The organism is Streptomyces sp. NBC_00250 (genome assembly GCF_036192275.1).
Lineage (GTDB): Bacteria > Actinomycetota > Actinomycetes > Streptomycetales > Streptomycetaceae > Streptomyces.
On the sequence record NZ_CP108088.1, the window covers coordinates 6,890,832 to 6,914,403 of the forward strand.

At 72.7% G+C, this 23,572-nt stretch carries 25 protein-coding genes; 15 read left to right on the plus strand and 10 right to left on the minus strand.

Annotated features, from left to right (window positions below; genetic code table 11):
• Both sufU and OG259_RS31185 read left to right on the plus strand, forming a co-directional pair.
• The gene (gene sufU / locus OG259_RS31180; RefSeq protein WP_266890541.1) at positions 1–465 is read left to right on the plus strand and encodes a Fe-S cluster assembly sulfur transfer protein SufU; all 465 of its coding nucleotides are present in this window, start codon (positions 1–3) and stop codon (positions 463–465) included.
• Positions 462–800 carry a metal-sulfur cluster assembly factor gene (locus tag OG259_RS31185; protein ID WP_055602247.1) on the plus strand — a complete coding sequence of 113 codons (339 nt, stop codon included), beginning with the start codon at positions 462–464 and terminating at the stop codon, positions 798–800. Before sufU ends, OG259_RS31185 begins: the two co-directional genes overlap by 4 nt.
• Positions 801–896: 96 nt before the next feature.
• Here the strand turns inward: OG259_RS31185 and OG259_RS31190 are convergent, their stop codons facing one another.
• Positions 897–2,000: a DUF7847 domain-containing protein gene (locus tag OG259_RS31190; protein WP_328945281.1), complete on the minus strand. Its 1,104-nt coding sequence runs from the start codon at positions 1,998–2,000 to the stop codon at positions 897–899.
• Between the two features lie 62 nt (positions 2,001–2,062).
• Between OG259_RS31190 and OG259_RS31195 the strand changes: the two genes are divergently transcribed.
• The 4 genes from OG259_RS31195 to OG259_RS31210 all read left to right on the plus strand — a co-directional run bounded on the left by OG259_RS31195 (position 2,063) and on the right by OG259_RS31210 (position 4,361).
• Positions 2,063–2,383, plus strand: coding sequence for a DMT family transporter (locus tag OG259_RS31195; RefSeq protein ID WP_328945282.1), 321 nt, complete (start codon positions 2,063–2,065; stop codon positions 2,381–2,383).
• Entirely contained in the window at positions 2,383–2,931 is a 549-nt protein-coding gene (locus OG259_RS31200; RefSeq protein WP_328945283.1) for a TetR/AcrR family transcriptional regulator, read from the plus strand. The genes OG259_RS31195 and OG259_RS31200 overlap by 1 nt, the downstream gene beginning before the upstream one ends.
• A gap of 165 nt (positions 2,932–3,096) precedes the next feature.
• Positions 3,097–4,080 (plus strand): 2,3,4,5-tetrahydropyridine-2,6-dicarboxylate N-succinyltransferase, encoded by a 984-nt coding sequence (gene dapD / locus OG259_RS31205; RefSeq protein WP_328945284.1) that lies wholly within the window; start codon positions 3,097–3,099, stop codon positions 4,078–4,080.
• A 62-nt stretch (positions 4,081–4,142) separates the two neighbouring features.
• Positions 4,143–4,361: a hypothetical protein gene (locus OG259_RS31210; RefSeq protein ID WP_328945285.1), complete on the plus strand. Its 219-nt coding sequence runs from the start codon at positions 4,143–4,145 to the stop codon at positions 4,359–4,361.
• On the opposite strand, the gene dapA is transcribed toward OG259_RS31210, so the two are convergent.
• Positions 4,340–5,233: a 4-hydroxy-tetrahydrodipicolinate synthase gene (gene dapA, locus OG259_RS31215; protein ID WP_328945286.1), complete on the minus strand. Its 894-nt coding sequence runs from the start codon at positions 5,231–5,233 to the stop codon at positions 4,340–4,342. The genes OG259_RS31210 and dapA overlap by 22 nt on opposite strands.
• Positions 5,234–5,367: 134 nt before the next feature.
• On the opposite strand from dapA, the gene OG259_RS31220 reads away from it, so the two are divergent.
• Positions 5,368–6,120, plus strand: coding sequence for an SDR family NAD(P)-dependent oxidoreductase (locus tag OG259_RS31220; protein ID WP_328945287.1), 753 nt, complete (start codon positions 5,368–5,370; stop codon positions 6,118–6,120).
• Between the two features lie 7 nt (positions 6,121–6,127).
• Here the strand turns inward: OG259_RS31220 and OG259_RS31225 are convergent, their stop codons facing one another.
• Positions 6,128–6,583 (minus strand): GNAT family N-acetyltransferase, encoded by a 456-nt coding sequence (locus OG259_RS31225; protein ID WP_328945288.1) that lies wholly within the window; start codon positions 6,581–6,583, stop codon positions 6,128–6,130.
• A gap of 110 nt (positions 6,584–6,693) precedes the next feature.
• Here OG259_RS31225 and OG259_RS31230 point away from each other — a divergent pair, with 110 nt between their 5' ends.
• Positions 6,694–7,419 (plus strand): antibiotic biosynthesis monooxygenase, encoded by a 726-nt coding sequence (locus OG259_RS31230; RefSeq protein WP_328945289.1) that lies wholly within the window; start codon positions 6,694–6,696, stop codon positions 7,417–7,419.
• 24 nt (positions 7,420–7,443) lie between these two features.
• Here OG259_RS31230 and OG259_RS31235 read toward each other — a convergent pair whose 3' ends face one another.
• Positions 7,444–9,306, minus strand: a complete 1,863-nt coding sequence (locus tag OG259_RS31235; RefSeq protein ID WP_328945290.1) for an endonuclease/exonuclease/phosphatase family protein — start codon at positions 9,304–9,306, stop codon at positions 7,444–7,446.
• 224 nt (positions 9,307–9,530) lie between these two features.
• On the opposite strand from OG259_RS31235, the gene OG259_RS31240 reads away from it, so the two are divergent.
• From OG259_RS31240 to OG259_RS31255, 4 genes are all read left to right on the plus strand, one after another.
• On the plus strand, positions 9,531–10,985 hold the full coding sequence (locus OG259_RS31240; protein WP_328945291.1) for a hypothetical protein: 1,455 nt from the start codon (positions 9,531–9,533) through the stop codon (positions 10,983–10,985).
• Positions 10,986–11,156: 171 nt separating this feature from the next.
• Positions 11,157–12,617 (plus strand): alkaline phosphatase PhoX, encoded by a 1,461-nt coding sequence (locus tag OG259_RS31245; RefSeq protein WP_328945292.1) that lies wholly within the window; start codon positions 11,157–11,159, stop codon positions 12,615–12,617.
• Positions 12,618–12,659: 42 nt separating this feature from the next.
• A complete protein-coding gene (locus OG259_RS31250) occupies positions 12,660–13,367 on the plus strand; it encodes a GntR family transcriptional regulator (protein WP_328945293.1) in 708 nt (235 codons plus the stop codon).
• Positions 13,368–13,426: 59 nt separating this feature from the next.
• On the plus strand, positions 13,427–14,449 hold the full coding sequence (locus OG259_RS31255) for a 1-aminocyclopropane-1-carboxylate deaminase (protein WP_328945294.1): 1,023 nt from the start codon (positions 13,427–13,429) through the stop codon (positions 14,447–14,449).
• A gap of 22 nt (positions 14,450–14,471) precedes the next feature.
• Here OG259_RS31255 and OG259_RS31260 read toward each other — a convergent pair whose 3' ends face one another.
• Both OG259_RS31260 and OG259_RS31265 read right to left on the minus strand, forming a co-directional pair.
• Positions 14,472–15,716 carry a TerD family protein gene (locus OG259_RS31260; RefSeq protein WP_328945295.1) on the minus strand — a complete coding sequence of 415 codons (1,245 nt, stop codon included), beginning with the start codon at positions 15,714–15,716 and terminating at the stop codon, positions 14,472–14,474.
• Positions 15,717–15,752: 36 nt separating this feature from the next.
• The gene (locus OG259_RS31265) at positions 15,753–15,992 is read right to left on the minus strand and encodes a hypothetical protein (protein WP_328945296.1); all 240 of its coding nucleotides are present in this window, start codon (positions 15,990–15,992) and stop codon (positions 15,753–15,755) included.
• A gap of 148 nt (positions 15,993–16,140) precedes the next feature.
• Between OG259_RS31265 and OG259_RS31270 the strand changes: the two genes are divergently transcribed.
• Entirely contained in the window at positions 16,141–17,076 is a 936-nt protein-coding gene (locus tag OG259_RS31270) for an AraC family transcriptional regulator (RefSeq protein WP_328945297.1), read from the plus strand.
• Between the two features lie 322 nt (positions 17,077–17,398).
• On the opposite strand, the gene OG259_RS31275 is transcribed toward OG259_RS31270, so the two are convergent.
• Positions 17,399–18,154 (minus strand): SDR family oxidoreductase, encoded by a 756-nt coding sequence (locus OG259_RS31275; protein WP_328945298.1) that lies wholly within the window; start codon positions 18,152–18,154, stop codon positions 17,399–17,401.
• A 17-nt stretch (positions 18,155–18,171) separates the two neighbouring features.
• Positions 18,172–18,981 carry an NAD-dependent epimerase/dehydratase family protein gene (locus OG259_RS31280; protein WP_328945299.1) on the minus strand — a complete coding sequence of 270 codons (810 nt, stop codon included), beginning with the start codon at positions 18,979–18,981 and terminating at the stop codon, positions 18,172–18,174.
• Positions 18,982–19,257: 276 nt separating this feature from the next.
• Here OG259_RS31280 and OG259_RS31285 point away from each other — a divergent pair, with 276 nt between their 5' ends.
• Both OG259_RS31285 and OG259_RS31290 read left to right on the plus strand, forming a co-directional pair.
• On the plus strand, positions 19,258–20,190 hold the full coding sequence (locus tag OG259_RS31285) for a 5-dehydro-4-deoxyglucarate dehydratase (protein WP_328945300.1): 933 nt from the start codon (positions 19,258–19,260) through the stop codon (positions 20,188–20,190).
• 50 nt (positions 20,191–20,240) lie between these two features.
• Complete coding sequence (locus OG259_RS31290) at positions 20,241–21,374, plus strand: hypothetical protein (RefSeq protein WP_328947231.1); 1,134 nt, start codon at positions 20,241–20,243, stop codon at positions 21,372–21,374.
• A gap of 97 nt (positions 21,375–21,471) precedes the next feature.
• Here OG259_RS31290 and OG259_RS31295 read toward each other — a convergent pair whose 3' ends face one another.
• Both OG259_RS31295 and OG259_RS31300 read right to left on the minus strand, forming a co-directional pair.
• Positions 21,472–22,185 (minus strand): GntR family transcriptional regulator, encoded by a 714-nt coding sequence (locus OG259_RS31295; RefSeq protein WP_328945301.1) that lies wholly within the window; start codon positions 22,183–22,185, stop codon positions 21,472–21,474.
• Positions 22,186–22,282: 97 nt separating this feature from the next.
• Positions 22,283–23,485: an amidohydrolase gene (locus tag OG259_RS31300; protein ID WP_328945302.1), complete on the minus strand. Its 1,203-nt coding sequence runs from the start codon at positions 23,483–23,485 to the stop codon at positions 22,283–22,285.
• Between the last annotated feature and the right edge of the window lie 87 nt (positions 23,486–23,572).

Consider the following 23,572-nt stretch of genomic DNA (forward strand, 5'->3'; position numbering starts at 1 on the left):
GTGAAGCTGGATTCGATGTACCAGGACGTCATCCTGGACCACTACAAGCACCCGCACGGGCGCGGTCTTCGGGACGGCGACGCCGAGGTGCACCACGTCAACCCGACGTGCGGCGACGAGATCACGCTCCGCGTGAAGTACGACGGCTCGCTCATCGAGGACGTGTCGTACGAGGGACAGGGCTGCTCCATCAGCCAGGCCTCGGCGTCCGTCCTCAACGAGCTGCTCGTCGGCAAGGAGCTGGCCGAGGCGCAGAAGATCCAGGGCACCTTCCTGGAGCTGATGCAGTCCAAGGGCCAGATCGAGCCCGACGACGCGATGGAGGAGATCCTGGAGGACGCGGTCGCGTTCGCCGGAGTCTCCAAGTACCCGGCCCGTGTGAAGTGCGCGCTGCTCAGCTGGATGGCGTGGAAGGACGCGACCGCCCAGGCTCTGGGTGACGCGGCGGAGAGGAAGTCGGCATGACCGAGAACGCCGAGGCCACGATGAAGCCGGCCTCCGAGGAAGAAGTCCGCGAGGCGCTGTACGACGTCGTCGACCCCGAGCTGGGCATCGACGTCGTCAACCTGGGCCTGATCTACGGCATCCACATCGACGAGTCGAACATCGCGACGCTGGACATGACCCTGACGTCGGCGGCCTGTCCGCTGACCGATGTGATCGAGGACCAGGCGAAGTCCGCGACGGACGGCATCGTCAGCGAACTGAAGATCAACTGGGTCTGGATGCCCCCGTGGGGCCCGGACAAGATCACGGACGACGGCCGCGAGCAGCTGCGCGCGCTCGGCTTCAACGTCTGATCGACCCGCTCGTTCTGGCGGTGAACGGCCGTGCCCCTCGGGGCACGGCCGTTTCGCGTGTCCGGGTGGTGTCCGGTCGCGCGCGTGGCCGCGTGTCTAGAGGATTCCCGCCGCCTGGCTCAGGTCCTGGGCCAGGTTCTCCTTGCGGATGCGCTGGTCGACGTAGAGCAGTGCCGTGACCAGCGGGGGGAAGACGGAGACGATCATCTGGCTGATCAGCTGGCCGAGGGCGGCGAACGTGATCACGACCACCAGGGCGGCCACCATCGCGGAGGAGTCCACGTCGGAGAAGTCGGTGGCCGACAGCGGGGTCGACACCAGCAGGGAGATGACCTGCTGGATCAGCATGCCGACGACGGAGGCCATGATCCCGGCGGCGAGCAGCGAGCCGAACAGCCGCCACCAGGAGCCCCGGACCAGGTGCGAGGAGCGGCGCATCGAGGCGACCGCGCCCTGGCCCTCCATCACCGCCGCCGACGGGGCCAGGCTGAACTTCACCCAGATCCAGAGGGCGAACGGGAGGGTCGCCAGCGCGCCCAGGAACCAGAGCAGCACGACGGCGAACGAGATCCCGGAGCCTGAATAGCCGGCGTCCGAGCCCGTGGACGCGTCGGCGATCTCGGCGACGAACGCGATCATCATCATGACGAAGGCGACCATGAAGAGGATCACCGGGATCAGCAACGCCACGCTCGTCAGGAGCACCGTGCCGAGCACGGCCGGCATCCGGGCCCAGGCCCGGCGCCAGATCACGCCGAAGGTCGTGGGCCGGCCGAGGACGGCCTCCTGGACCACGGCCGGACAGGCCGCCGCCACCAGGGCGTTCGCGACGAGGATCGCGATCACGCCGGCGATCCAGACGCAGGCGAAGGCGATGATCAGCGGCCGGATGTCGTCCCACCGCGGCGTCTGGCCCTCGGGCAGGTCGAACACGGCGGGGAAGAGGTCGCCCACGGCCGCGTACGCGATGCCGATCGCCGCCAGGACGACCAGCAGGGCACCGAGGTAGATGGCCGCCGCCACGCCCAGGAGCTGCTTCCAGTAGCGGCCGAAGGTCGAGAAGGCGCCGGTCAGGATCATGCTGAAGGTGAGCGGTGCCAGGGGTATCACGCCGGGCTTCGGCGGCGGCGGTGGAGGCGGGTAGCCGTAGCCGTAGGGCGGCCCTGCGGGACCGTAGGGCGGACCTGGGGGAATCGTCATGCGGGACACCGTATCGGGCGTCGTTGCGTACGGCTGTACGTATGTTGTGTACGCTCGTACGCATGGGTTACGGACTGCTTGCGGGCGCCATCGCGGCGGAGATACTCGCCACCACCTCCATGAAGTACAGCGAGGGCTTCACCAAGCTCTGGCCCTCGATCGTCACCGGCGTCGGCTACGTCGTCGCCTTCGCGCTCCTGGCGCAGGCGCTCAAGACGCTCCAGGTCGGCACCGCGTACGCCATCTGGTCGGGCGTCGGCACCGCCGCCGTCGCCGCCATCGGCATCCTCTTCCTCGGCGAGACCCTCAGCCTCCCCAAGATCGCCGGGATCGTCCTCATCGTCGCCGGGGTCGCCGTCCTCAACCTGGGCGGCGCCCACTGATGGCCCGCCCCCGCCGCCACGACCCCGAACGGCGCGAGCGGATCGTCGACGCGGCCCTCCGGGTCGCCGGACGCGCCGGGATCGCCGGGATCAGCCACCGCACCGTGGCCGCGGAGGCCGATGTGCCGCTGGGCTCGACCACGTACCACTTCGCCTCCCTCGACGAACTCCTCGTCGCGGCGCTCCGCAAAGCCAACGAGGGCTTCGGGGAGCTGCTGCGGGAACGCGCCGCCCTCGCCGCGCCGGACACCGACCTCGGGGCCGCGCTCGCCCGCCTCCTGGGGGAGTGGATGGGCGGCGAACGCGCCCGCGTGGAGCTGGAGTACGAGCTCTACCTCGCCGCCCTGCGCCGCCCCGCGCTCCGCCCCGTCGCCGCCGAGTGGACCGAGACCGTGGTCTCCGTCCTCTCCCGGCACACCGACCCCGCCACCGCGCGCGCCCTGGTCGCCCTCATGGACGGCATCTGCCTCCAGTCCCTGCTCACCGGCGACGCGTACGACGAGGAGTACGCACGCGAGATGCTGACGCGGGTGCTGCGCCCGGCCTGAGCGGGAGCCGGACGAGAGTTCGGGCGAGAGCCGGGCAAGTGCCGTACCCGTCCTGAAGGAAGGACCGAAACGGGCCCTCCCGCGCTCGTCGGAACCGCCCACACGCTCGACCGACACCTGAGACCGGTTGGCCCGCGCGGGGCCCCGCCGGTTAGGTTTTCCGTCATGACCACTGCTCCTCGCACCACCGGCGCCGTCGCCGCCGGCCTCGCCACCATCGCCGGTGACGGCTCCGTTCTCGACACCTGGTTCCCCGCCCCCGAGCTGACCGAGGCGCCCGGCCCCGCCGGCACCCAGCGGCTCAGCCCCGACGAGGCGGTGAACGCCCTCGGCGAGGGCGCCGCCAAGGCCCTCGGCGTGGACGCCCGCCGGGGCGTCGAGGTGGTCGCCGTCCGTACCGTCATCGCCTCGCTCGACGAGAAGCCGCTCGACGCCCACGACGCCTACCTGCGGCTGCACCTGCTCAGCCACCGCCTGGTCAAGCCGCACGGCCAGAGCCTGGACGGCGTCTTCGGCCTCCTCACCAACGTCGCCTGGACCTCGCTCGGTCCGGTGGCCGTCGACGACGTCGAGAAGGTCCGCCTCAACGCGCGCGCCGAGGGCCTGCACCTCGCCGTGACGAGCATCGACAAGTTCCCGCGCATGACGGACTACGTCGTGCCCGCCGGGGTCCGCATCGCCGACGCCGACCGCGTCCGCCTCGGCGCCCACCTCGCCGCCGGTACCACGGTCATGCACGAGGGCTTCGTCAACTTCAACGCCGGCACCCTCGGCACCTCGATGGTCGAGGGCCGGATCTCCGCCGGCGTCGTCGTCGGCAACGGCTCCGACATCGGCGGCGGCGCCTCCACCATGGGCACCCTCTCCGGTGGCGGCAACGTCGTCATCTCGATCGGCGAGCGCTGCCTGATCGGCGCCGAGGCGGGCGTCGGCATCGCGCTCGGTGACGAGTGCGTCGTCGAGGCCGGTCTGTACGTCACCGCCGGCACCCGGGTCACGATGCCCGACGGCGAGATCGTGAAGGCCCGCGACCTCTCCGGCGGCTCGAACATCCTGTTCCGCCGCAACTCGGTCACCGGCGCCGTCGAGGCCCGCCCGAACAACGCGGTCTGGGGCGGGCTGAACGACATCCTCCACAGCCACAACTGATCCGGTGACTCTGCGTTAACAGAAAGCAGAGTCACCGCACGCAGACAAGGCGAGGAGTCGACATGAGGACGAAGCCCATGGTCGCAGGAGTGCTCACGATGGCGGCGGTCCTGCTGCCGGCCGGGACGGCCGCGGCGGACGAGACGCACACCCACAACGGGTCCACCGTCACCAACGGGCCCAGCCTCTCGCTCCACACGGGTCAGATCGACGACCCGCTGGAGGACGTCCTGGAGCACGCCGCGATCCTCGGCAGGACCTACACCACCGACTCCGCCTGATCCGTCCGGACCAGCGCCTCGTACAGCCCCCGCAGCCCGTCGGCCGTCTCCCGGTCGGCGGGCTGCAGCGGTTCCCGCACCGGGCCGCCGAGCAGCGCCTTGACGGTCACCGTGCCGGGCAGGCCCGCGGCCATCATCCGCTCGGCGAGGGGCATCAGCCGGGCGTTGAGCCGGGCCGCCTCCGCGGTGTCGCCGGCGTCGAAGGCGTCGAGGATCCCGCGCAGCTGACGGGCCGCCACGTTCGCCACCGTGCTGACGTAGCCCGCGCCGCCGACCGCGTACAGCGGCAGGTTCATCTCCTCGCAGCCCGAGTAGTACGCGAGCGGGGTCTCCGCGATCAGCCGGGCCGAGCTCAGCAGGTCGTACGCGCAGTCCTTCACCGCCACGATCCGCGGGTGCTCGGCGAGCCGCCGCATCGTCGCCGGCTCGACCCGGGTGCCCGTACGGCCGGGGATGTCGTAGACCATCACCGGAAGGCCGGTCGCGTCCGCGACCTTCAGGAAGTGCGCCTCGACGGCCGACTGCTGCGGGCGGCTGTAGTACGGGGTGACGACGAGCAGCCCGTCCGCCCCCGCCGCCTCCGCCTGGCGGGCCAGCTCGGCCGTGTGCCGGGTGTCGGCGGTCCCGACGCCCGTCAGGACCGAGGGCCCGGGCCCGACGGCTTCCCGGACGGCGCGGACGAGCGCGGCCTTCTCGGCGTCGCCGGTGGTCGGCGACTCGCCGGTGGTGCCGCTGAGGACCAGGCCGTCGCAGCCCTCGCCGACGAGTCGGGCGGCCAGCTCGCCCGCCCCGTCGAGGTCGAGCTCACCGGTGGCGGTGAACGGGGTGATCATCGCGCAGAGCGCGCGTCCGAAAGGTCGTGCAGAAGTCATCCGACAAGTCTGGGCGCATCGGACCATGAAGGTCCACTTAGATCTGCTTGGCTCAAGAGATAAGGGCTACTGAAGGGTCGGGGCCGTCTGGCATGATCGACGGGCGCGACAGGGGACATGGAGAACAGCACAGCATGAGCTCACACAGCACCGAAGGACAGCGCGTCGCACTCGTCACCGGCTCGTCCTCGGGCATCGGCGCCGCCGTCGCCCGCCGCCTCGCCGAGGCCGGCTACCGGGTCGTCGTCAACTCCGCCCGCTCCGTCGAGGCGGGCGAACGGCTCGCCGCCGAACTGCCCGGCGCCGTCTACCTCCAGGCCGACGTGTCCGACGAGAGCCAGGCCAAGGCCCTCGTCGAGCGGGCCGTGGAGACCCTCGGCCGCCTCGACCTCCTCGTCAACTGCGCGGGCACCACCCGGTTCATCCCGCACGACGACCTCGAAGCCGCCTCGCCCGAGGTCTGGCGCCACCTCTACGACGTCAACGTCATCGGCGTCTGGCAGACCGTCACCGCCGCCGTCCCGCACCTGCGGAAGACCCGCGGCGCCATCGTGAACGTCTCCTCCCAGGCCGGCGTCCGGCCGGGCGGCAGCTCCATCCCGTACGCCGTCTCCAAGGCGGCCGTCAACCACATGACGAAGCTCCTCGCCAAGACCCTCGGCCCCGACGTGCGGGTCAACGCGGTCGCGCCCGGCCTCATCGACACTCCCTGGTTCGACGGGGTCGACGGCGCCGACGCGGCCAAGGCCCATGTGGCGGACGTCGTCCCGCTGCGCCGGGTCGGCCGCGCCGAGGACATCGCCGGGGCCGTCCACGACCTGGCCCACTCCTCGTACATCACCGGCGAGGTGCTGCTCGTGGACGGTGGCGGACACCTGCTGGGCTAGCTCCGCCTCAGAGGACGCGCTTGAAACCGTCGTGGCTGCGCGCGAAGCCCAGTGAGGCGTAGAAGCGGTGGGCTTCCGTCCGCCGCTTGTCGCTCGTCAGCTGGACCAGCGCGCAGCCGCGCTCCCGCGCGCGTGCCACGGCCCGCTCCATCAGCTCCCGGCCGAGACCGTCGCCGCGCCGGTCGGCCCTGATCCGGACCGCCTCGATCAGGGCCCGCTCGGCGCCGCCCTTGCCGAGCCCCGGGATGTACGTGGCCTGGAGACAGCCCAGGACCAGCTCACCGTCCGTCAGGACCAGCATCTCGTTGCGCGGATCGGCCTCGATGGCCGCGAACGCCCGCTCGTACGCCTCGGTGACGGTGACCGTGGCGGGGTCCACGACGGTCTCCTCGTCGGCGAGGAGGGCGAGGACGGCGGGGAGTTCGCTGCGGGTGGCCGGGCGGAGGATCGGGGCGCGGGTCATGGCGCGAAGTCTCGCACGGGGGCGGGGCTTGACCTCGACCAAGGTTGAGGGGCGACGGTGGAGCCATCCGAGGAACCCCGAGGAACCCCGAGGAACAGGAGACCTCCCCCATGAACGCCGTCGCACGCCCCGATGCCCGTCCCGACCTCCACCGCCCCGGAGTCGGCGCCGTCCTCGTCAGCACCTGGAGCGTCGGCACTCCCGAGCGCCAGCGCGCCGCCGTCGAGGCGATCCGCACGGCCTGGGAGAGCCGGGAATGGCCGGACCTCGGGCTGCTCTCGTACAGCGTCCTCACCGGGACCGACGGGGACACGCTGCTGCACTACTCGCAGTGGACCGAGCAGAAGGCCTACGACGACTTCGTCCGCACCTACCGCGACGACCGGAACGCCGAGATCGACGCGGCCGTGCCCGGCATCGAGCGGGTGGAACTCCGCCGCTACGGGGCGATCCACCGCTCCACCGTCCACGCCGCGACGAGCGCGGGGGAGCTGCCCGGGGTCGTCGTGATCGTCGAGGCGGACTTCGAAGGGGCCGGAGCCGAGGCCGGCGCGGGGCACCGGGAGGAATGGGTGGACAGCGTGTTCGCCGCCCTGGACGAGGACGCGGTGACGCGGCCGGCGACCGGCGGGATCAGCGGTCAGTTCCACCTGTCCGTCGACGGCGGACGGGTGCTGAACTACGCCGAGTGGGAGAGCGAGCAGGCCCATCTGGACTGGCTGGCGGACGACGCCCCGCTGAGCGAGGCCTGGACGCGCGTCCAGCACGACCCGCGGCTCGTGGGCGGCCGGGTGCGGCGGTACACGCCCGCGCTCAGTCTGAGCGCGGGCGTGTGAGGGGGCCGGCCGGCCCCGGAGCCGCTACGGGCGGAAGCGCAGGACCTGGGGGTCGTGGTCGCTGTCCTGGTCGGCGAACTCCGCGTTGATGTGGACGCTGTCGTACTCGAAGTGGTGCACGCCGGGGCTGGTCAGGATCTGGTCGAGGACCTGGCTGTTGCCCTGGAAGACGTACGAGTAGCGCTCGCTGCGCGGCAGCGACTTCACGGCCGGGTACAGCGCGCCGCCGTCGGTCAGCGCCTGCGTCGTGCCGGAGAACTCGAAGTCGTTGATGTCGCCGACGACGAGGACGTCGGCCTGCTTCTCAAGCGCGACGATGTCCTTCACGAAGGCGTTGACGGCCTGCGCCTGGAGGAGTCGCTTCGCCTCGGAGGAACGGTTCGGCGGCTGGTGGTGCGAGACGATCGACTCGTCGCCGCCCTTGGAGCCGAAGTGGTTGGCGATCACGAAGACCGTACGGCCGCGGAAGACGAACTCGCCCGCGAGCGGCTTGCGGCTGCTCTCCCAGGCGGTGTTCGCCGGGTCGATCCGGCCGGGGGAGACGGTCAGCGCGGCGTGGCCCTTCGTGCCCGTCACGGCGGTGGCGGTCGTGGCGTCGCCGCCCGCGCGGTCCGTGAAGGAGACCCGCTCGGGGTTGAAGAGGAAGACCTGACGGATATTGCCGCCGGGCTCGCCGCCGTCCTTGTTGTTCTCCGGGTCGACCGAGCGCCACTCGTACGCCGGGCCGCCGGCCGCGACGATCGCGTCCGTGAACTTCTTCACCGTCTGGTCGGCGGCGACCGTGCCGTCGTTCTTGGCGCCGGTGTTGTCCTGGATCTCCTCCAGGGCGAGGATGTCGGGCGAGGCCAGGTTGTCGACGACCGCCTTCGCGAGCGCGTCGAACTTCTCCTGCGGGTCGCTCGGGTCGAGGTTCTCCACGTTGTAAGTGGCCACGGCCAGCTCGTTCTTGTGCTGCTTGTCCGTGGACTCCCGCTCAAGGCCCTGGTCGACGACCGTGCCGAGGGTGCGGGCGGTGATCGTGTAGCCGCCGAACTGGTTGAAGTCGAGCGGGCCCTCGGTCGTGCCGGTCAGCCGGTCGCCGACGTTCGCCTTGGGGAACGGCTGCTGGGCGATCGGGGTCAGCGACTGGATCTGCAGACGGCCGGTGTTCTGCGACTCGTACGAGCCGTAGACCGTGCCGCCGCGCCAGTTGCGGTTCTCCCAGGGCTTCACCGTCACCCAGAGCTCGGAGTACGGGTCGGTGGCGCCGACCACGCGCGAGGAGCCGATCCGGACGTTCGTGCCCTCCAGGGACTCGTAGTAGTCCAGGGCGTACGTCTCCGGGTCCAGGGTCAGGCCGTTGATCGAGCCGCCGGCGGCCGGGTCGCCCTCGGGGGCGTACTCGTCGGGGACCGACCAGGACGAGACGGTCACGGCGGCCGGGACGGCGTTGCCCTTCGAGACCACGGTGACGACCGGCTTGGAGATCTGGGTGAGCGACTGGTTGCCGGAGTTCAGCCCGCCGGGGACGTACTCGGTGACCGTGCCGTTCAGGCTGACCGCGTCGCCGACGGCGACCGTCGGGACGGAGCTGGTGAAGACGAAGATGCCCTCGCTGGTGGCCGGGTTCGCGTCGGCCTCGGGGTCCTGGATCCAGAAACCGCGCGAGCCGTAGGTGCGGACGCCGGTGACGATGCCCGTGACGCCGGTGACCTGCGTGCCGACGAGCGGCGAGACGCGGGTCGTGCCCTGGATGTCGTGGATGCGGACGCCGGCCGCGGCGTCGTCGGCGGCGGCGCTCGTCGAACCGGCGAGCAGACCCGCGGAGAGGGCGGAGGCGACGACGGCGGAGACCGCGGCGGAGCGCGCGACGGTGCGGCCGGCAGATCTCGGTATGGAGGAAGGCATCAGGGGACTCCGAGGGTGCTTGGAGGAACGGCAGATGAATCTACGCGCGTCAATCTCTTTGCAGAGCGCCCAACTTGTCAAGAGTCGACGAGTGTACGAAGGCTGACGGATGTGTGAACCGACGGACGCCCTCCCGGATGCGTCTACGCTGAGAGCCGCGCTTCGAGCCCTCTCTGAGCCCCCTTTCACCCTTCACCCACGGACGCGTCGAGGAGACCCCCCAGATGTCAGCGGAGCACCCCACCCTTCCCCCCGTTCGGCTGCGTGCGGACGCGGAGCTGGCGCGGGACGCCCTGGCGGCCCCCCTCCTCGCGCACGCGGTACGGCTCGCCCGCTGGGCCGGGCCGGACACCCGGGTCGACGCGGGCGGCGAACTCGTCGACGAGCAACTGCCCGAGGCCGTCGAGGTCCTGGGCCTCACCGACGACGAGGACGCCGAGATCTGGGCGGCCGACGCCTGGCGCCTCGCGGTCGACACCGGCCTGGTGAACGTCGAGGACGGCGACGAGGACGAGGCGGGCGACGCTCCCGGGCGGGCCACGCCCGGCGAGAACCTCGCGCTCATGACGGGCGGTTCGCCCCAGGACGTCCTCGCGCTCTGGCTGGAGGGCTTCGACGTGGTCTTCGCCGACGCCGTCGCCCCCGTCCTCGACGACCTGGACGCGATCGTCGGCGAGGACGGCGAGATCGACATCGAGTCGCTCGACTGGGACCCCGAGGTGGAGGCCGAGTTCCTGGAGGGCGTCCTCGGCAACCTCTACCTGCTCACCGTCAGCGAGGGCGGCCCCGGCGAGGGACCGGTCCCGCTGCCCGCGCTCGCCGCGTCGATGGTCGTCCCCGACGACATGGGCGAACCGACCGACGACGTCCTGGAGCAGGTCTCGGACGCGATGATGCGGCTCGACGAGCAGTTCCGGCTGCTCGAACCGATCGGACTCGTCGAGTACCAGCCCGTCGACGAGGCGCTGATGGCGGAGGAGGGCGAGGAGCCCGCGCCGCCGGTCGACGACGAGGACGTCACCCGGTACGGCATGGTCCGGCTCACCGAACTCGGCCTCTACGGCGTCCGCGCCCGGATGCTGGAGGCCGGCGTCGACGCCCCGGCCGTCGGCGACCTCGCCGACAAGGGCGCCGACGCGCTGCTCGACGGGATCTCCGGCTACCCGGAGGCCGCCGCCCGCGAGGAGACCGCCGCCTGGCTGACCGGCCGCGACGCGCTCGGCGCCGCCCGCGAGCTGCTGCACGCCGCGCGCGGCGCGGACGCCGGCTCGCCGCTCCGCCGTCTCCACTGCCAGCAGACGCTGTCCCTGGTGGGCGCCGAGGCGGAGCCGGCCGTACGGGAAGTCCTGGACGACGCGGAACTCGGCGGTCTCGCGCGGGTCTGGCTCGCCGAACGGGGCGCGGCGGACGTGCCCGCGCCGCCGGAGTCGATGATCTTCTGGCTGGCGATCGACACGATCGCGGCCCAGCTCGACGCGGACGGCGACCTGGAGGAGCTCCAGGAGCTGATCGAGGGGCTCACGGGCCGCCACAGCGGCTTCTTCGAGGCGGCCTGGCGGGTGGAGCACCCGGCGACCGCGGAGGTCCTGGAGGCGATGGGACGCCTGCACCGGGACAAGGGCGCGGCGAAGGAGGCCCGCAAGGCCGCTTTCAAGGCGCGGTCGCGGTCGGGGGCCTGACGCGGGAGGCGGTCGGGCCTGACGCAGGGGCGGTCGGGGCCTGACGGTGAGCGCCGGGGACACCGCCGGGCCGTCGCGCCCGGCGGTGTTCCCGTGGCGTTCAGGCGGTGTTCGTGGCGGCGCGGGAGGGTGGCCCGCGACAACCGGGCCAGCACAGGGAGAACGCCACACATGCCCCTCAACCGCAGAGAGTTCACCAAGCAGTCCGCCGTCGCCGGTGCGGGGCTCGCCCTCACCGGTGTCGTCGGTGCTCTCGCCACCGCGCCCGAGGCACTCGCCTCCGACGACCTGGAGACGTACGGCGCCGGCCACGGTCACGACCACGACGGCGACCACGGGCATGGGCACGGCCACGGCCACCGGCTCGGGTACGGAGAGCTCGTCGCCGACCCCGAGGGGATGCTCGCCCTGCCCGCCGGGTTCACGTACCGCGTCATCACCCACAGCGGTGTGACCCGGCTGGAGTCCGGCGAGTTCACGCCCTCCAACCACGACGGCACCGCCGCCTTCGCCGGACCGCGCGGCACCACGTACCTGGTCAACAACCACGAGCTCAAGGGCACCCGCGACAAGTGGGCCCACCCGGTGCCGCTCACCGAGGGGCTCGTCTACGACCCGGCCGCGGCCGGCGGCTGCACGGTCGTCGAGGTGCACCGCGACGGCACGGTCGCCGAGTGGGTCGGCATCGCCGGCACCTCCACCAACTGCGCCGGTGGCAGCACCGCCTGGGGCACCTGGCTGACCGGCGAGGAGAACTCCGACCGCGCCGGCGTCAACGGCATGACCAAGGACCACGGCTACATCTTCGAGGTCGACCCGCGCGACCGCCGCGCCAACCGCGCCCCGAAGCCGGTCAAGGCCTTCGGCCGGTACGACCACGAGGCCGTCGTCATCGACCCCAAGCGGGGCCACGCCTACCTCACCGAGGACGCCTCCAACCCCAACGGACTGCTCTTCCGCTGGGTGCCGCCGAAGGGCTTCGAGCACGGCCGCGGGAAGCTCCGTACCCTCGCCGACGACGCCGGTGTGCTCCAGGCCGCCAAGTGCATCGACTCCGCGGGCCGCTTCGTGGACGACCTCTCCCGGGCGAGCCGGATCGGCACCGTCTACGGGGTCGACTGGGTCGACGTCCCCGACCGGGACGGCCGTACCGTCTCCGTCCGCAAGCAGTTCACGGACGGCCAGGTCACCCGTGCCCGCAAGCTGGAGGGCATGTGGTGGGCCGACGGCGGCACGTACGTCGTCTCCTCCTACGCGCGCGAGGAGAGCCCCGGCGCCGCGCACGACGGTCAGGTCTGGTTCTACGACCCCAAGCGCCGCACCCTCACCCTCAAGGTGCTGCTCGGCGTGAACGCCGCCCCGGACGTGGACGGCGCCTACGACGGCCCCGACAACATCACCGTCTCTCCGTACGGCGGGCTCGTCATCGCCGAGGACGGCGAGGGCGTCCAGCACCTCTTCGGCGCCACCGACTCGGGCCGCACCTACCCGATCGCCCGCAACGACCTCAACGGCAGCGAGTTCACCGGTGTGACCTTCTCGCCCGACGGCGACACGCTGTTCGCCAACATCCAGGACCCGGGCATCATGGTGGCCATCACCGGCCCCTGGCGCCGTCAGCCCCGCCGCTGACCCCTGGTCGGTTCCGTGGACTGACATCTAACATGTCAGTCCATGGACGCACTACGGCCCGTGAGCCGGACCCTGCTGCGTGACCGGGCGTACGAGGCGCTGCGCGAGGCCATCGTGCGCGGCGACCTCGCCCCCGGAGCCCCGCTCAAGGACGCCGACCTCGCCGAACGGCTCGGGCTCTCGCGCGCACCCGTGCGCGAGGCCCTGGCCCGGCTCGGCGACGAGGGGCTCGTCGAGTCCAAGCCGCAGAGCTACACCCGGGTCACCCGGCCGGTCAGCCGCGTCGTCCGGGACGCCGCCTCGGTGGTCCGGGTGATGCACGAACTCGCCGCGCGGACCGGCGTACCCCTGCTCGGGCCCGAGGGCATCCGGGCCATGCGCGAGGCCAACGAGCGCTTCGCCGCGGCCGTCCGCGCCTCCGACGTCGAGGCCGCCCTCGACGCCGACGACGAGCTGCACCAGGTCCTCGTCATCGCCAGCGGCAACCACGCCGCCGCCGCCACGATCGCGCGGTACACCCCCCTGATCCGCCGTGTCGAACGACGGCTCTTCGGCGACGCCGGGAGCTGCGGCTCGGCCGAGCTGCACGCCCGGCTCATCGACGCGTGCGAGGCGGGGGACGCGGCGGAGGCGGTGCGGGTCACCACGGAGATCTGGGCGGCCCTCGAACAGCTCGCCGACGACGCCATCGAGGTGGCGGTGGTGACGGGCATCCCCGCGCCCCCGCCGCCCGCTCCCGCCGCTCCGTAGCGCCTCCGTCTCCGCGTCCAGGAACGTCGACCAGCAGCCGTCACTCACCGGGAGCCGCTTTGCCGATCACCGACTTCGACCGCTACCCGCTCCTCTTCGGGCCCTCGCCGGTCCACCCCCTCGAACGCCTCACCCACCACCTCGGCGGCGCCACCCTCTGGGCCAAGCGCGAGGACTGCAACTCCGGTGTCGCGTACGGCGGGAACAAGACCCGCAAGCTGGAGTACCTGGTCGCCGACGCCCTCGCCCAGGGCTGCGACACCCTCGTCTCCATCGGCGGCGTCCAGTCCAACCACACCCGGCAGGTGGCCGCCGTCGCCGCCCGCGCCGGGCTCAGGTGCGTCCTCGTCCAGGAGAGCTGGGTCGACTGGCCCGACTCCGTCTACGACAAGGTCGGCAACATCCTGATCAGCCGTCTCGCGGGCGCCGACGTACGCCTCGTGAAGGCGGGCTTCGGGATCGGCTTCAAGGAGAGCTGGGAGCAGGCCCTGCGGGAGGTCGAGGAGAGCGGCGGCAAGCCGTACGCGATCCCGGCGGGTGCCTCCGATCATCCGCTCGGCGGGCTCGGCTTCGCGAACTGGGCCTACGAGGTGGCCGAGCAGGAGCGCGCGCTCGGCGTCTTCTTCGACACGGTGGTCGTCTGCTCGGTGACGGGCTCCACCCAGGCCGGCATGGTCGCGGGCTTCGCCGCTCTCGCCGAGGAGGAGGACGGCCCGGCCCGGCGGATCATCGGCGTCGACGCCTCCGCGAAGCCCGGCCCGACGCACGAGCAGATCACCCGGATCGCCCGGGACACCGCCGCCCTCATCGGTGTCGAGCGGCCGGTGACGGCGGCCGACGTCGAGCTGGACGAGCGCTACCACGCCGGGGTGTACGGCATCCCCGACGAGGCCACGCTCGACGCGATGAAGCTCGCCGCCCGCACCGAGGGCATGGTCACCGACCCCGTGTACGAGGGGAAGTCGATGGCGGGGCTGATCGACCTGGTGGACCGGGGAGAGATCGGCCGGGACTCGACCGTGCTCTACGCCCACCTCGGCGGCCAGCCCGCCCTCAACGCCTACAGCGCCCTGTTCTCGTAGCGGCGCTCGTGAAGCCGGTCGCTCAGAGTGCCTGGGCGGCCGGCTTCACCATGCCCCGGACGGTCCGGGACTTCACGAACTCGCCCATCGCCGTCATCTCCCACTCGCCGGTGAACTGCTTGATCAGCTTGGCCATCATCACGCCGGTCTGCGGCTCGGCGGTGGTCAGGTCGAAGCGGACCAGCTCCTCGCCCGTCTCCGCGTCGATCAGCCGGCAGTAGGCCTTGGCGACCTCGGTGAACTTCTGACCGGAGAAGGAGTTGACCGTGAAGACCAGGCCGGTGGCGTCGGCCGGGAGCCGGCCGAGGTCGACGACGATCACCTCGTCGTCGCCCGCGCCCTCGCCGGTGAGGTTGTCGCCGGAGTGCTTCACCGAGCCGTTGAGGATGGACAGCTTGCCGAAGTAGCAGCTGTCCAGGTGGTTGCGCTGCGGGCCGTACGCGATGACGGAGGCGTCCAGGTCGATGTCCTTGCCCCGGTACGCGGGCTCCCAGCCGAGGCCCATCTTGACCTGGGAGAGCAGCGGACGGCCGCCCTTGACCAGGGACACCGTCTGGTTCTTCTGGAGGCTGACCCGGCCCTTGTCGAGGTTGATCTTGCCGGTGGAGACGGGGGCGGCGGCCGGGGGAGCGGGCGGTGTGGCGGCCGCGATGCGGGGGTCCACGGGGGCGACGGGCGGCGCGGGCGGGGCCGGGGGCGCGACGGGGGGAGCCACCGGGGCGGGCGGGGCCAGGGGCGCGGCGGCGGCCGGGGCGGCGGCGGGCTCGTCGTCCACGGAGACGCCGAAGTCGGTCGCGATGCCGGCCAGGCCGTTCGCGTAGCCCTGCCCGACGGCGCGGGCCTTCCACGCGCCGTTGCGCAGATAGATCTCGACGACCACCAGCGCGGTCTCGTTGGCCAGCTGCGGCGGGGTGAAGGTCGCGAGGACGCTGCCGTCGTCCGCGTTGCGAAGGGTGGCCGTGGGCTCGATGCCCTGGAAGGTCTGGCCCGCGGCGTCCGGGCTCGCGGTGACGACGATCCTCTCGATGCCGGCCGGGACGGCCGAGGTGTCGACGAGGATCGCGTCGGGGGCGGTCCCGCCGCCGGAGCGGTAGGTGACACCGGGGCCGGACGGCTGGTTGTAGAAGATGAAGTCGTCGTCCGAGCGCACCTTGCCGTTGGCGCCGAGCAGCAGGCCCGAGACGTCGAGCCGCACCGGGGCGGCGACGTCCACCGCCACGCGCGCGGCGGTGAGAGGGATGTTCGAGCCGGGGGTCATAGCGGTCATGCCAGAGCTAACGAACCGGGTCCCTTTGCCGTTCCCTTACCCTCGCCCGGTTCGGCCACCTTGATTACGCGGGTGGTTCCTGGCCTGCCGCTCGTTGCCGAAGCGGTACGCACCGGTCCAGCGGGCCATGACGAGCTGGGCGTCGCCCGACTCGACCTCCGCGAGGAACTTCTCCGCGCGGGCGCCGCGCAGCACGCCCGCGGCGCGTCCCCGATGCGTCAGGACGACGGAGCCGTCCCGGCGCTGCTCGTAGGTGAATCCATGGGGTCGTGGCATGCCGGGCATCCTGCCGTTCCCGGTCAGATCCGTCATATGAATATTCTTTCGACCCATGGGTGCAGTGGGGGCGGAGGGGCCGGTGGTACCGGCAGGGGCGGGGGGCGCTGTGGGCGCGGTCGACGGGAGCTGTTTCCGGACAGAGGACGTGGACGAGGCGCGCGAGGAACTCGACGCCCGCTACTACGCGAACCGGATGGACGTCGTCGACGGTGAGCGGCGCCCCTTCGCGGCGCGCTTCGACACGGTCGCGCTCGGCCCGCTGGTCATCGGCGACCTGAGTTGCGGGGCCGATGTGCGGATGAGCTTCGGGGAGCTGGGCGCGTACCACCTGAACGCGCCGCTCAGCGGGCGGATGGAGATGCGCCAGGCCGGCTCGCCGATCGTCGCCACGGCCACCGAGGCGCTGCTGCTCGACCCGGCGGGGGACACCTTCCTCGACCGCTGGAGCGGGGACTGCCGGACCCTGTCCGTGAAGGTCGGGGCGGCCGAACTGCGCGACCGCCTCGAACAGCTCATCGGCCGCGCGCCCCGGGGCCCGCTCGTCTTCGCGCCCGTCCTGGACATCACGCGCGGCCCCGGACTGAGCTGGGTGCGCTTCGCCCGCCAGGTCGCCGCGGAGGCCCTCGCCGGCGAGGGCCTGGCCCGGCACGAGCTGGTGGCCCGCCCCCTGCAGGAGGCCCTGCTCAACGGGCTGCTCCTGGCCGCCGAGCACCCCTGGCGCGAGGACCTGGCCCACCCGGGGGAGCCCCGGCGCCCGGCCCCGGTCAAGCGGGTCATGGACGCCGTACGGGAGCGCCCCGAGCACCCGTTCACCACCACCGAACTCGCCGCCCTGGCCCGGGTGAGCGTGCGCCGCCTCCAGGAGTCGTTCCGGGAGTACGTGGGGATGTCGCCGATGGCGTACGTACGGGAGGTCCGCCTCGACCGGGTCCGCGAGGAGCTGCGGGCGGCCGCGCCGGACGAGGTGAGCGTGAGCGAGGTGGCCTGGCGCTGGGGCTTCGCCCACCAGGGCCGTTTCGCGGCGCGCTACCGGGAGAAGTTCGGCGAGTCGCCGTCGGGGACCTTGCGCGGGTGTCGCTGAGGGCGGCATCTCGCGAGGGTGTCGCCGAGGTCGCTCCGGCCCGTCGCGAGCCGTTGCGGCGGGTCCGTGGCAGGCCGTGCCCGGTTCTGGCGTACGCCGGGGCGCGCGAGGGGCGCACATTTCGCTGACCGGCAGACTTCCATGCGTCGATCCATCGCGCATTCCGGACAGGTGCCGCGTTCCGCGGCTCGCGATGATCTTCGTCCGGGCCTACGGTGAGCAGGTCCGGCTGCCAGCGCGCACCGTGACCCGGGCCCCGGCCGGCTCCCCCGTATCAGTCCGGCCGGGTCCTGCGTATCCTCCCGCTCGGGTGGCCGTCGCCTCAGGCCAGCCCGCCGTTGCTCAGCAACAGCTGCCCGTTGATCCACTGCCCTTCGGGTGAGCAGAGGAAGTCCACCAGGTGCGCGGTGTCCCGAGGGGTCCCGAGGCGGCCGAGCGGGGTCTGCCGGACCATCTCCTGCCGCAGTTCCTCGGTCATCCAGCCGGTGTCCACCGGACCCGGATTGACCACGTTGGCGGTGACCCCGAGATGCGCCAGCTCGCGCGCGGCGGCCAGGGTGATGCGGTCGAGCGCGCCCTTGCTCGCCCCGTACGGCAGGTTCCCCACGGTGTGGTCGCTGGTCAGGGCGACGACGCGGCCGGTGCCCGGAGGGCCGGTGAAACGACGGCCGTACTCCCGGATCAGCAGCCAGGACGCGCGCGCGTTGACCGCGAAATGGCGGTCGAAGCTCTCGACGGTGGTGTCGAGCAGACCGGAGTCGACCGACTCGCAGTGGCACATGACCAGGGCCGTGACCGGGCGGCCGAACCGTTCCCCCGCCGTGTCGAAGACGCGTGCCGGCGCCTCCGGGTCGGCGAGGTCGGCCTCGACGGCCGTGCAGGCCGCGCCCAGCTCGGCGAGCTGCTCGGCGATCGCCCCGGCCGCGCCGTCCTCCTCACCCCAGTCCATGCGCCGGTCGTACGGGGTCCAGTACGTGAACGCGATGTCCCAGCCCGACTCCGCGAGACGTCGGGCGATGCCCGCGCCGATGCAGACCGTGCGGCCCACACCGGTCACGAGCGCCAGGGGACGGTCCATTGCTCTGCTCCTGTCGTTCAGTGCGGCCACCGGGGCGGGTTCACACAGAAGTGCCCGCCCAGGTAGAGGTCGTCGGCGCTGCCCTCCGGGGGGAAGCCCTTGTCGGCGATGAGCTTCTCCGCGTAGACCTCCGAGTCGTCCTGCGGATCGAAGCCGAGCTCCCGGGCCGTGGACAGGTCCCACCACGCGCGCGTGTTGGCGGAGGAGCCGTACACCACGGTGTGGGCCACGTCCTCGGCGGCGAGTGTCGCGTGCAGGAGACGGGCGCAGTCGGCGGGGCTGAGCCACATCGACAGCATCCGGACCGAGGTGGGCTCGGGGAAGCAGGAGCCGATGCGGACCGAGACCGTCTCGACGCCGTGCAGGTCCCAGTACAGCTGCGCCAGGTCCTCTCCGAAGCACTTGGAGAGGCCGTAGAAGGTGTCCGGGCGGTGCGGGGTGTCGACCGGGACGAGCGGGTCGCCCTCGCGCGGCTGACGGGTGAAGCCGACCGCGTGGTTGCTGGAGGCGAAGACCACGCGCGGGACGCCCTCCTCGCGGGCGGCCTCGTACAGGTTGTACGTCCCGGCGATGTTGGCCGCCATGATCTTGTCGAAGGTCGACTCCAGGGAGATGCCCGCCAGGTGCACGACGGCGTCGACACCCCGGACGGCCTCGCGCAGCGCCGCGCGGTCCGCGAGGTCGGCGACGATGGCGTCGGGCGCCCCCGGCACGGGGACGACGTCCAGGAGGCGCAGCTCGTAGCCGTACGGGGGCAGCAGCTCCCGCATCAGCGTGCCGACGCCTCCGGCGGCGCCGGTGAGCAGGACGGTGCGGGGTACGGCCATGGAACGGATCTCCTCCGTCGAGCGGCATGCGGTGTCGTTCGCATGCGGGGGCATTCAACCGCATGCGATGGCATTCACCTGAGTGGAATTCACAACCGTGGACACGCTAGGGAGCGGCCCGACGGAGCGTCAAGAGCGGGCGACAGGGCGCGTTCTCACCTTGACCGGCCCTTCCGTGCTGTTCTAGCGTGCGGAGCGTCACTGTTCAAGAATATGGATGACAGTCATAACTGTGCACGCGATGGCCCTGTACGACGGACTTCCCTGGGAGCGCCCGTGACCACTGCCCCGCTCACCGGCCGGCTCGACGGCCTGCTGTTCTTCCCCGTCACCGCCTTCGCGCCGGACGGCTCCGTCGACCTCGACACCTTCCGCGCCCACGTGCGCGCGGGGATCGAGGCGGGTGCCGCCGCCGTGTTCGCCTGCTGCGGCACCGGCGAGTTCCACGCCCTCACCCCCGAGGAGTTCAGGGACTGCGTCGCCGCCGCCGTCGAGGAGGCCGACGGCCGCGTCCCCGTCGTCGCGGGCGCCGGCTACGGCACCGCCCTCGCCGTGCGGTACGCCCGGCTCGCCGAGGAGGCCGGCGCCGACGGACTCCTCGCCATGCCGCCGTACCTCGTCGTCGCCGACCAGGCCGGGCTGCTGCGCCACTACACCGAACTCGCCGCCGCCACCTCGCTCGACGTCATCGTCTACCAGCGCGACAACGCGATCCTCACCCCCGCCACCGCCGTCGCCCTCGCCCGTACGGACGGGATCATCGGCCTCAAGGACGGCCTCGGCGACCTCGACCTGATGCAGCGGATCGTCAGTGCCGTCCGCGCCGAGGGACTCGACCTGCTCTACTTCAACGGCCTGCCGACCGCCGAACTCACCGGCCCCGCCTACCGGGGCATCGGCGTCACCCTCTACTCCTCCGCCGTCTTCTGCTTCGCCCCCGACATCGCCCTCGCCTTCCACCGCGCTTTCACCACCGGCGACGACACCACCGTCAACGGTCTCGTCGACGTCTTCTACCGGCCGCTCGTCGAACTCCGCTCCCAGGGACGCGGATACGCCGTCTCGCTCGTCAAGGCGGCGGTGCGGCGGGGGGGCCTGGACGTCGGTGAGGTGCGGCCGCCGCTGAGCGAGCCCGCGCCCGAGCACGTCGACGCCCTCATGCTGCTCGTCGAGAGCGGCCGGGCCCTCCTGAAGGAGCTCGGCGCGTGAGCGGGGGCACGGGAGGCCGGGGCGTGGGCGTGGGCACGGGAGGCCGGGGCGTGAGGGCGGGGGCCTTCGTCTATCCCTGGGACGTCGACGGCGATCCCGCCGCGCCCGCGCTGCTCGCCGAACTCGGCCTCGCGCAGGTCACGCTCGCCGCCGCCTACCACTCCACCCGGGCACTCACCCCCCGCCATCCCGGCCACCGGATCGTCACCGCCGAGCACGCCGCCGTGCTCTACCCGCCGGACCCGGACCGCTGGGCCGGGCGCCCGCTCCGCCCGTACGCGGCGGGCGAGTGGGCCCCCGGCGACGCCTTCGGGCGGGCCGTCGAGGCTCTCGCGCCCACCGGTCTCCAGGTGCACAGCTGGGTCGTGCTCGCGCACAACTCCCGCCTCGGCGCCGAACATCCGGAGACCTCCGTCGTCAACGCGTACGGCGACCGCTACCCGTGGGCCCCCTGCATCGCCCGCCCCGAGGTCCGCGACCTGCTCGTCGGCCTGGCCGCGGAGGCCGCCGTACGGCCCGGCGCCGTCGGCACCGAGCTGGAGTCCTGCGGCTGGTACGGCCTCGCCCACCTCCACGCCCACGACAAGACCGGCGGCGTCGCCCTGGGGGACCGGGAGCAGTACCTGATGTCGCTCTGCTTCTGCCCTTCCTGTCGGGAGGGGTACGGGGACGCGGGCGTCGACCCGGACGAGCTGGCCGCCGCCGTGCGCGGCGCCCTGGAGCCCGTGTGGCGGGGATCGGGTCCCGCGGGCGGACTCCGCGCCCTGGAGGCCCCGGCCCTGGCCTGGCGCGCGGGGACCGCCCGCGGCTTCCAGGAGGCCGCCGTGGCCGCCGTACGGGCCGCGGCCCCGCCCGGCTTCCGCGTCCTGCTGCACGCCGACCCCGACCCGTACCGCTGCGGCGCCGACTCGGGCACCGACCCGGCGCACGTCCTGGGCCTCGCGGACGGTGTGGTCGCCCGGCCGCCCCGGGTCGCGGAGTTCGCTGCCCACGCGCGCGTGGACACCGTCCTCGCGGCGAACCTGTCCGTCGTCACCGGCATGGGCGGCGCGCCCGACCGGCTCGCCGACGCCGCCGAGCGGGCGCGGGACGCGGGCGCGACAGAACTGCGGCTCTACCACGCCGGGTTGGCCTCGGACGAGGATCTGACAGCCGTCCGGACGGCCCTGCGCAAGCTCGGCTAGGGAGAGCTCTGGTGGCCCCTCTGCCCGAGACCCCCTTGTGGGATCCCTCCGCTGGAGATCCTGTCGGATCCCTCTGAGGGGGCCTCCCGGGGATTCCCTAGGGCGCCGTCTCCGCCGCCTGCTCCACCCGGGGTGCGGCGAGAAGGCGCGCGGCGGAGGCGCGGGTGTCCGCGACATGGGCGCGGGCCAGCGCCTCCGCGCCGTCCTCGTCGTGATCGCGGACGGCCTCGTAGAGCCGCTCGTGGGCGCCGCACATGGGCTCGCCGTCCGACTGTGCGGAGGTGAGCCGGAACAGCCGGCGCAGCCGGGAGTCGAGCGGGGCCATCAGGTCCACCAGGAGTGGATTGCCGGAGAGTTCGACGATCTGCCGGTGGAAGTCGGCGTTGAGGGAGACGGCCTCGCGGAGGCGTCCGGACTCCGCCGCCTTCCTGGCCCGAGCGAGGAGCCGCTCCAGGTCCCGCAGCTGGGTGGGACCCGCGTGCCGGGCGGCGAGCCGCGCGGCCAGGCCCTCCAGGTTCTCCCGTACGTCGAAGAGGTACTCGGCGTCCCGCGGTCCGAAGTCCGCCACCACCGAACCCCGGCGCGGCTGCACCGAGAGGAAGCCCTCCGTCTCCAGGCGCTGCATCGCCTCGCGCACCGGGACCCGGGAGACCCGCAGCTCGTCGGCGATCTCCCGCTCCACCAGCCGCATGCCCGCCGGGTACCCCGCCTCGATGATCCGCTCGCGCAGCTCCACGTAGACCCGCTCCCGCAGGGACTGGTGGGTGTCCCCGACGGCGGTGCCGCGGGCGGCGGGGCGTGGGACGGTCATCGGGGCGGCTCCAGGCGGGGGGATGTCGTACTCCTTCGATCTTCGCAGACCCGCGGGCCCGGAAATGCGGCCCCCGCCCCCGTACCGCCGTCGACCGTCAGGCCAGTCGGCCGTCCCTCGCCACCACCCGGCCGGCGCGGACCACCAGGTCGCGGCGGGGGAGGTCCACCAGCGCCTGGGCGAGGCATTCGCCGTCGACGAGCATGAAGTCGGCGGGGGAGCCCGGGCGGAGGTCGGCCTTCGGGAGGCCCAGGAGGTCCGCGCCGCCGTCGGCGGCCAGGCGGAAGCAGGACTCCAGTTCCTCGTCGAGTCGCAGGTCCAGGGCCCAGGCCGCGAGCCAGGCCCGGTGCAGCATGTCCGCGTTGCCGAACGGGCTCCAGTTGTCCCGGACCCCGTCCGAGCCGAGCCCGACCCGTACCCCGCGCTCGGCGAGCCGACGGAACGGCAGGATCGTCGTCACCGACAGGGCGACCGTCGTGAGGGCGATGTCCGCCTCCGCGAGCAGGTCCGCCGTCTCGTCGAGCTCACGGCCGGACAGACCGGCCACCGCGAAGGCGTGCGCCACGCTCACCCGGCCCTGGAGGCCCAGCGCGCGCGTACGGGCCGCGATGTCCCGCAGCGGGGCCAGGCCCTGCTCGCCCCGGTCGTGGAGGTGGATGTCCAGACCCAGCCCGTGCTTCTCCGCGAGGGCGAAGACCGTGCCCAGCTGGTCGCCCGTGCCCTCGCCCGTCGTGTCGAAGCCCGCCGGGTCGATGCCTCCGACGTGCGTGACCAGACCGCTCGCCGCGGCCTCCGCGAGCAGCTCGGCCACCCCCGGCGTGCGGACCACGCCGTGCTGGGGGAACGCGACCAGCTCCACGTCCACGATCCCGGCCAGCTTCGCCGCCGCCTCCGCCACCCCCTCGATCCCGGACAGGCCGTACGCGGGCGCCACGTCCGCGTGGGCGCGCATCGCGCGGGTGCCCTGGGCCGCCGCGTGCGACATCAGTCGCAGCGCCCGCTCGCCCACCGGCGTCGGGAGCGCCCGGGCGAGCTCCACGTCCCCGGCGACGTACTCGGCGATGCCGTCCGCCGGGCGCCTGCTGTGCCAGGGCTCGCCCCAGGACGTCTTGTCGGGGTGGATGTGCGCGTCGACCAGGGTCGGCAGCGCCAGCCGCCCGCCTCCGTCGACCCGCTCGACCACGGCGCCCTCCGGGACCTCCGTCACCAGGACGCCGTCCACGGCGATCAGGTCGCCGGCCGGCCCGCCGAAGGGCCGGACGTCGTGGAACAGGGTCGCGGTGCGGGGCGGCGGGGTCACGGGAGTCTCCTCGGAGCTGTCGACAGTACGGAAAACAGTGCCGTGATCTGGTATACCACGAGCCTTCGTCGCGGCCCCGCCGCGGCC

Bases quoted from the DNA above. Each gene is read 5' to 3' on its own strand.
- OG259_RS31185 (WP_055602247.1), top strand. From the start codon at position 462: ATGACCGAGAACGCCGAGGCCACGATGAAGCCGGCCTCCGAGGAAGAA.
- OG259_RS31190 (WP_328945281.1), bottom strand. From the start codon at position 2,000: ATGACGATTCCCCCAGGTCCGCCCTACGGTCCCGCAGGGCCGCCCTAC.
- OG259_RS31195 (WP_328945282.1), top strand. From the start codon at position 2,063: ATGGGTTACGGACTGCTTGCGGGCGCCATCGCGGCGGAGATACTCGCC.
- OG259_RS31200 (WP_328945283.1), top strand. From the start codon at position 2,383: ATGGCCCGCCCCCGCCGCCACGACCCCGAACGGCGCGAGCGGATCGTC.
- dapD (WP_328945284.1), top strand. From the start codon at position 3,097: ATGACCACTGCTCCTCGCACCACCGGCGCCGTCGCCGCCGGCCTCGCC.
- OG259_RS31210 (WP_328945285.1), top strand. From the start codon at position 4,143: ATGAGGACGAAGCCCATGGTCGCAGGAGTGCTCACGATGGCGGCGGTC.
- dapA (WP_328945286.1), bottom strand. From the start codon at position 5,233: ATGACTTCTGCACGACCTTTCGGACGCGCGCTCTGCGCGATGATCACC.
- OG259_RS31220 (WP_328945287.1), top strand. From the start codon at position 5,368: ATGAGCTCACACAGCACCGAAGGACAGCGCGTCGCACTCGTCACCGGC.
- OG259_RS31225 (WP_328945288.1), bottom strand. From the start codon at position 6,583: ATGACCCGCGCCCCGATCCTCCGCCCGGCCACCCGCAGCGAACTCCCC.
- OG259_RS31230 (WP_328945289.1), top strand. From the start codon at position 6,694: ATGAACGCCGTCGCACGCCCCGATGCCCGTCCCGACCTCCACCGCCCC.
- OG259_RS31235 (WP_328945290.1), bottom strand. From the start codon at position 9,306: ATGCCTTCCTCCATACCGAGATCTGCCGGCCGCACCGTCGCGCGCTCC.
- OG259_RS31240 (WP_328945291.1), top strand. From the start codon at position 9,531: ATGTCAGCGGAGCACCCCACCCTTCCCCCCGTTCGGCTGCGTGCGGAC.
- OG259_RS31245 (WP_328945292.1), top strand. From the start codon at position 11,157: ATGCCCCTCAACCGCAGAGAGTTCACCAAGCAGTCCGCCGTCGCCGGT.
- OG259_RS31250 (WP_328945293.1), top strand. From the start codon at position 12,660: ATGGACGCACTACGGCCCGTGAGCCGGACCCTGCTGCGTGACCGGGCG.
- OG259_RS31260 (WP_328945295.1), bottom strand. From the start codon at position 15,716: ATGACCGCTATGACCCCCGGCTCGAACATCCCTCTCACCGCCGCGCGC.
- OG259_RS31265 (WP_328945296.1), bottom strand. From the start codon at position 15,992: ATGCCACGACCCCATGGATTCACCTACGAGCAGCGCCGGGACGGCTCC.
- OG259_RS31275 (WP_328945298.1), bottom strand. From the start codon at position 18,154: ATGGACCGTCCCCTGGCGCTCGTGACCGGTGTGGGCCGCACGGTCTGC.
- OG259_RS31280 (WP_328945299.1), bottom strand. From the start codon at position 18,981: ATGGCCGTACCCCGCACCGTCCTGCTCACCGGCGCCGCCGGAGGCGTC.
- OG259_RS31295 (WP_328945301.1), bottom strand. From the start codon at position 22,185: ATGACCGTCCCACGCCCCGCCGCCCGCGGCACCGCCGTCGGGGACACC.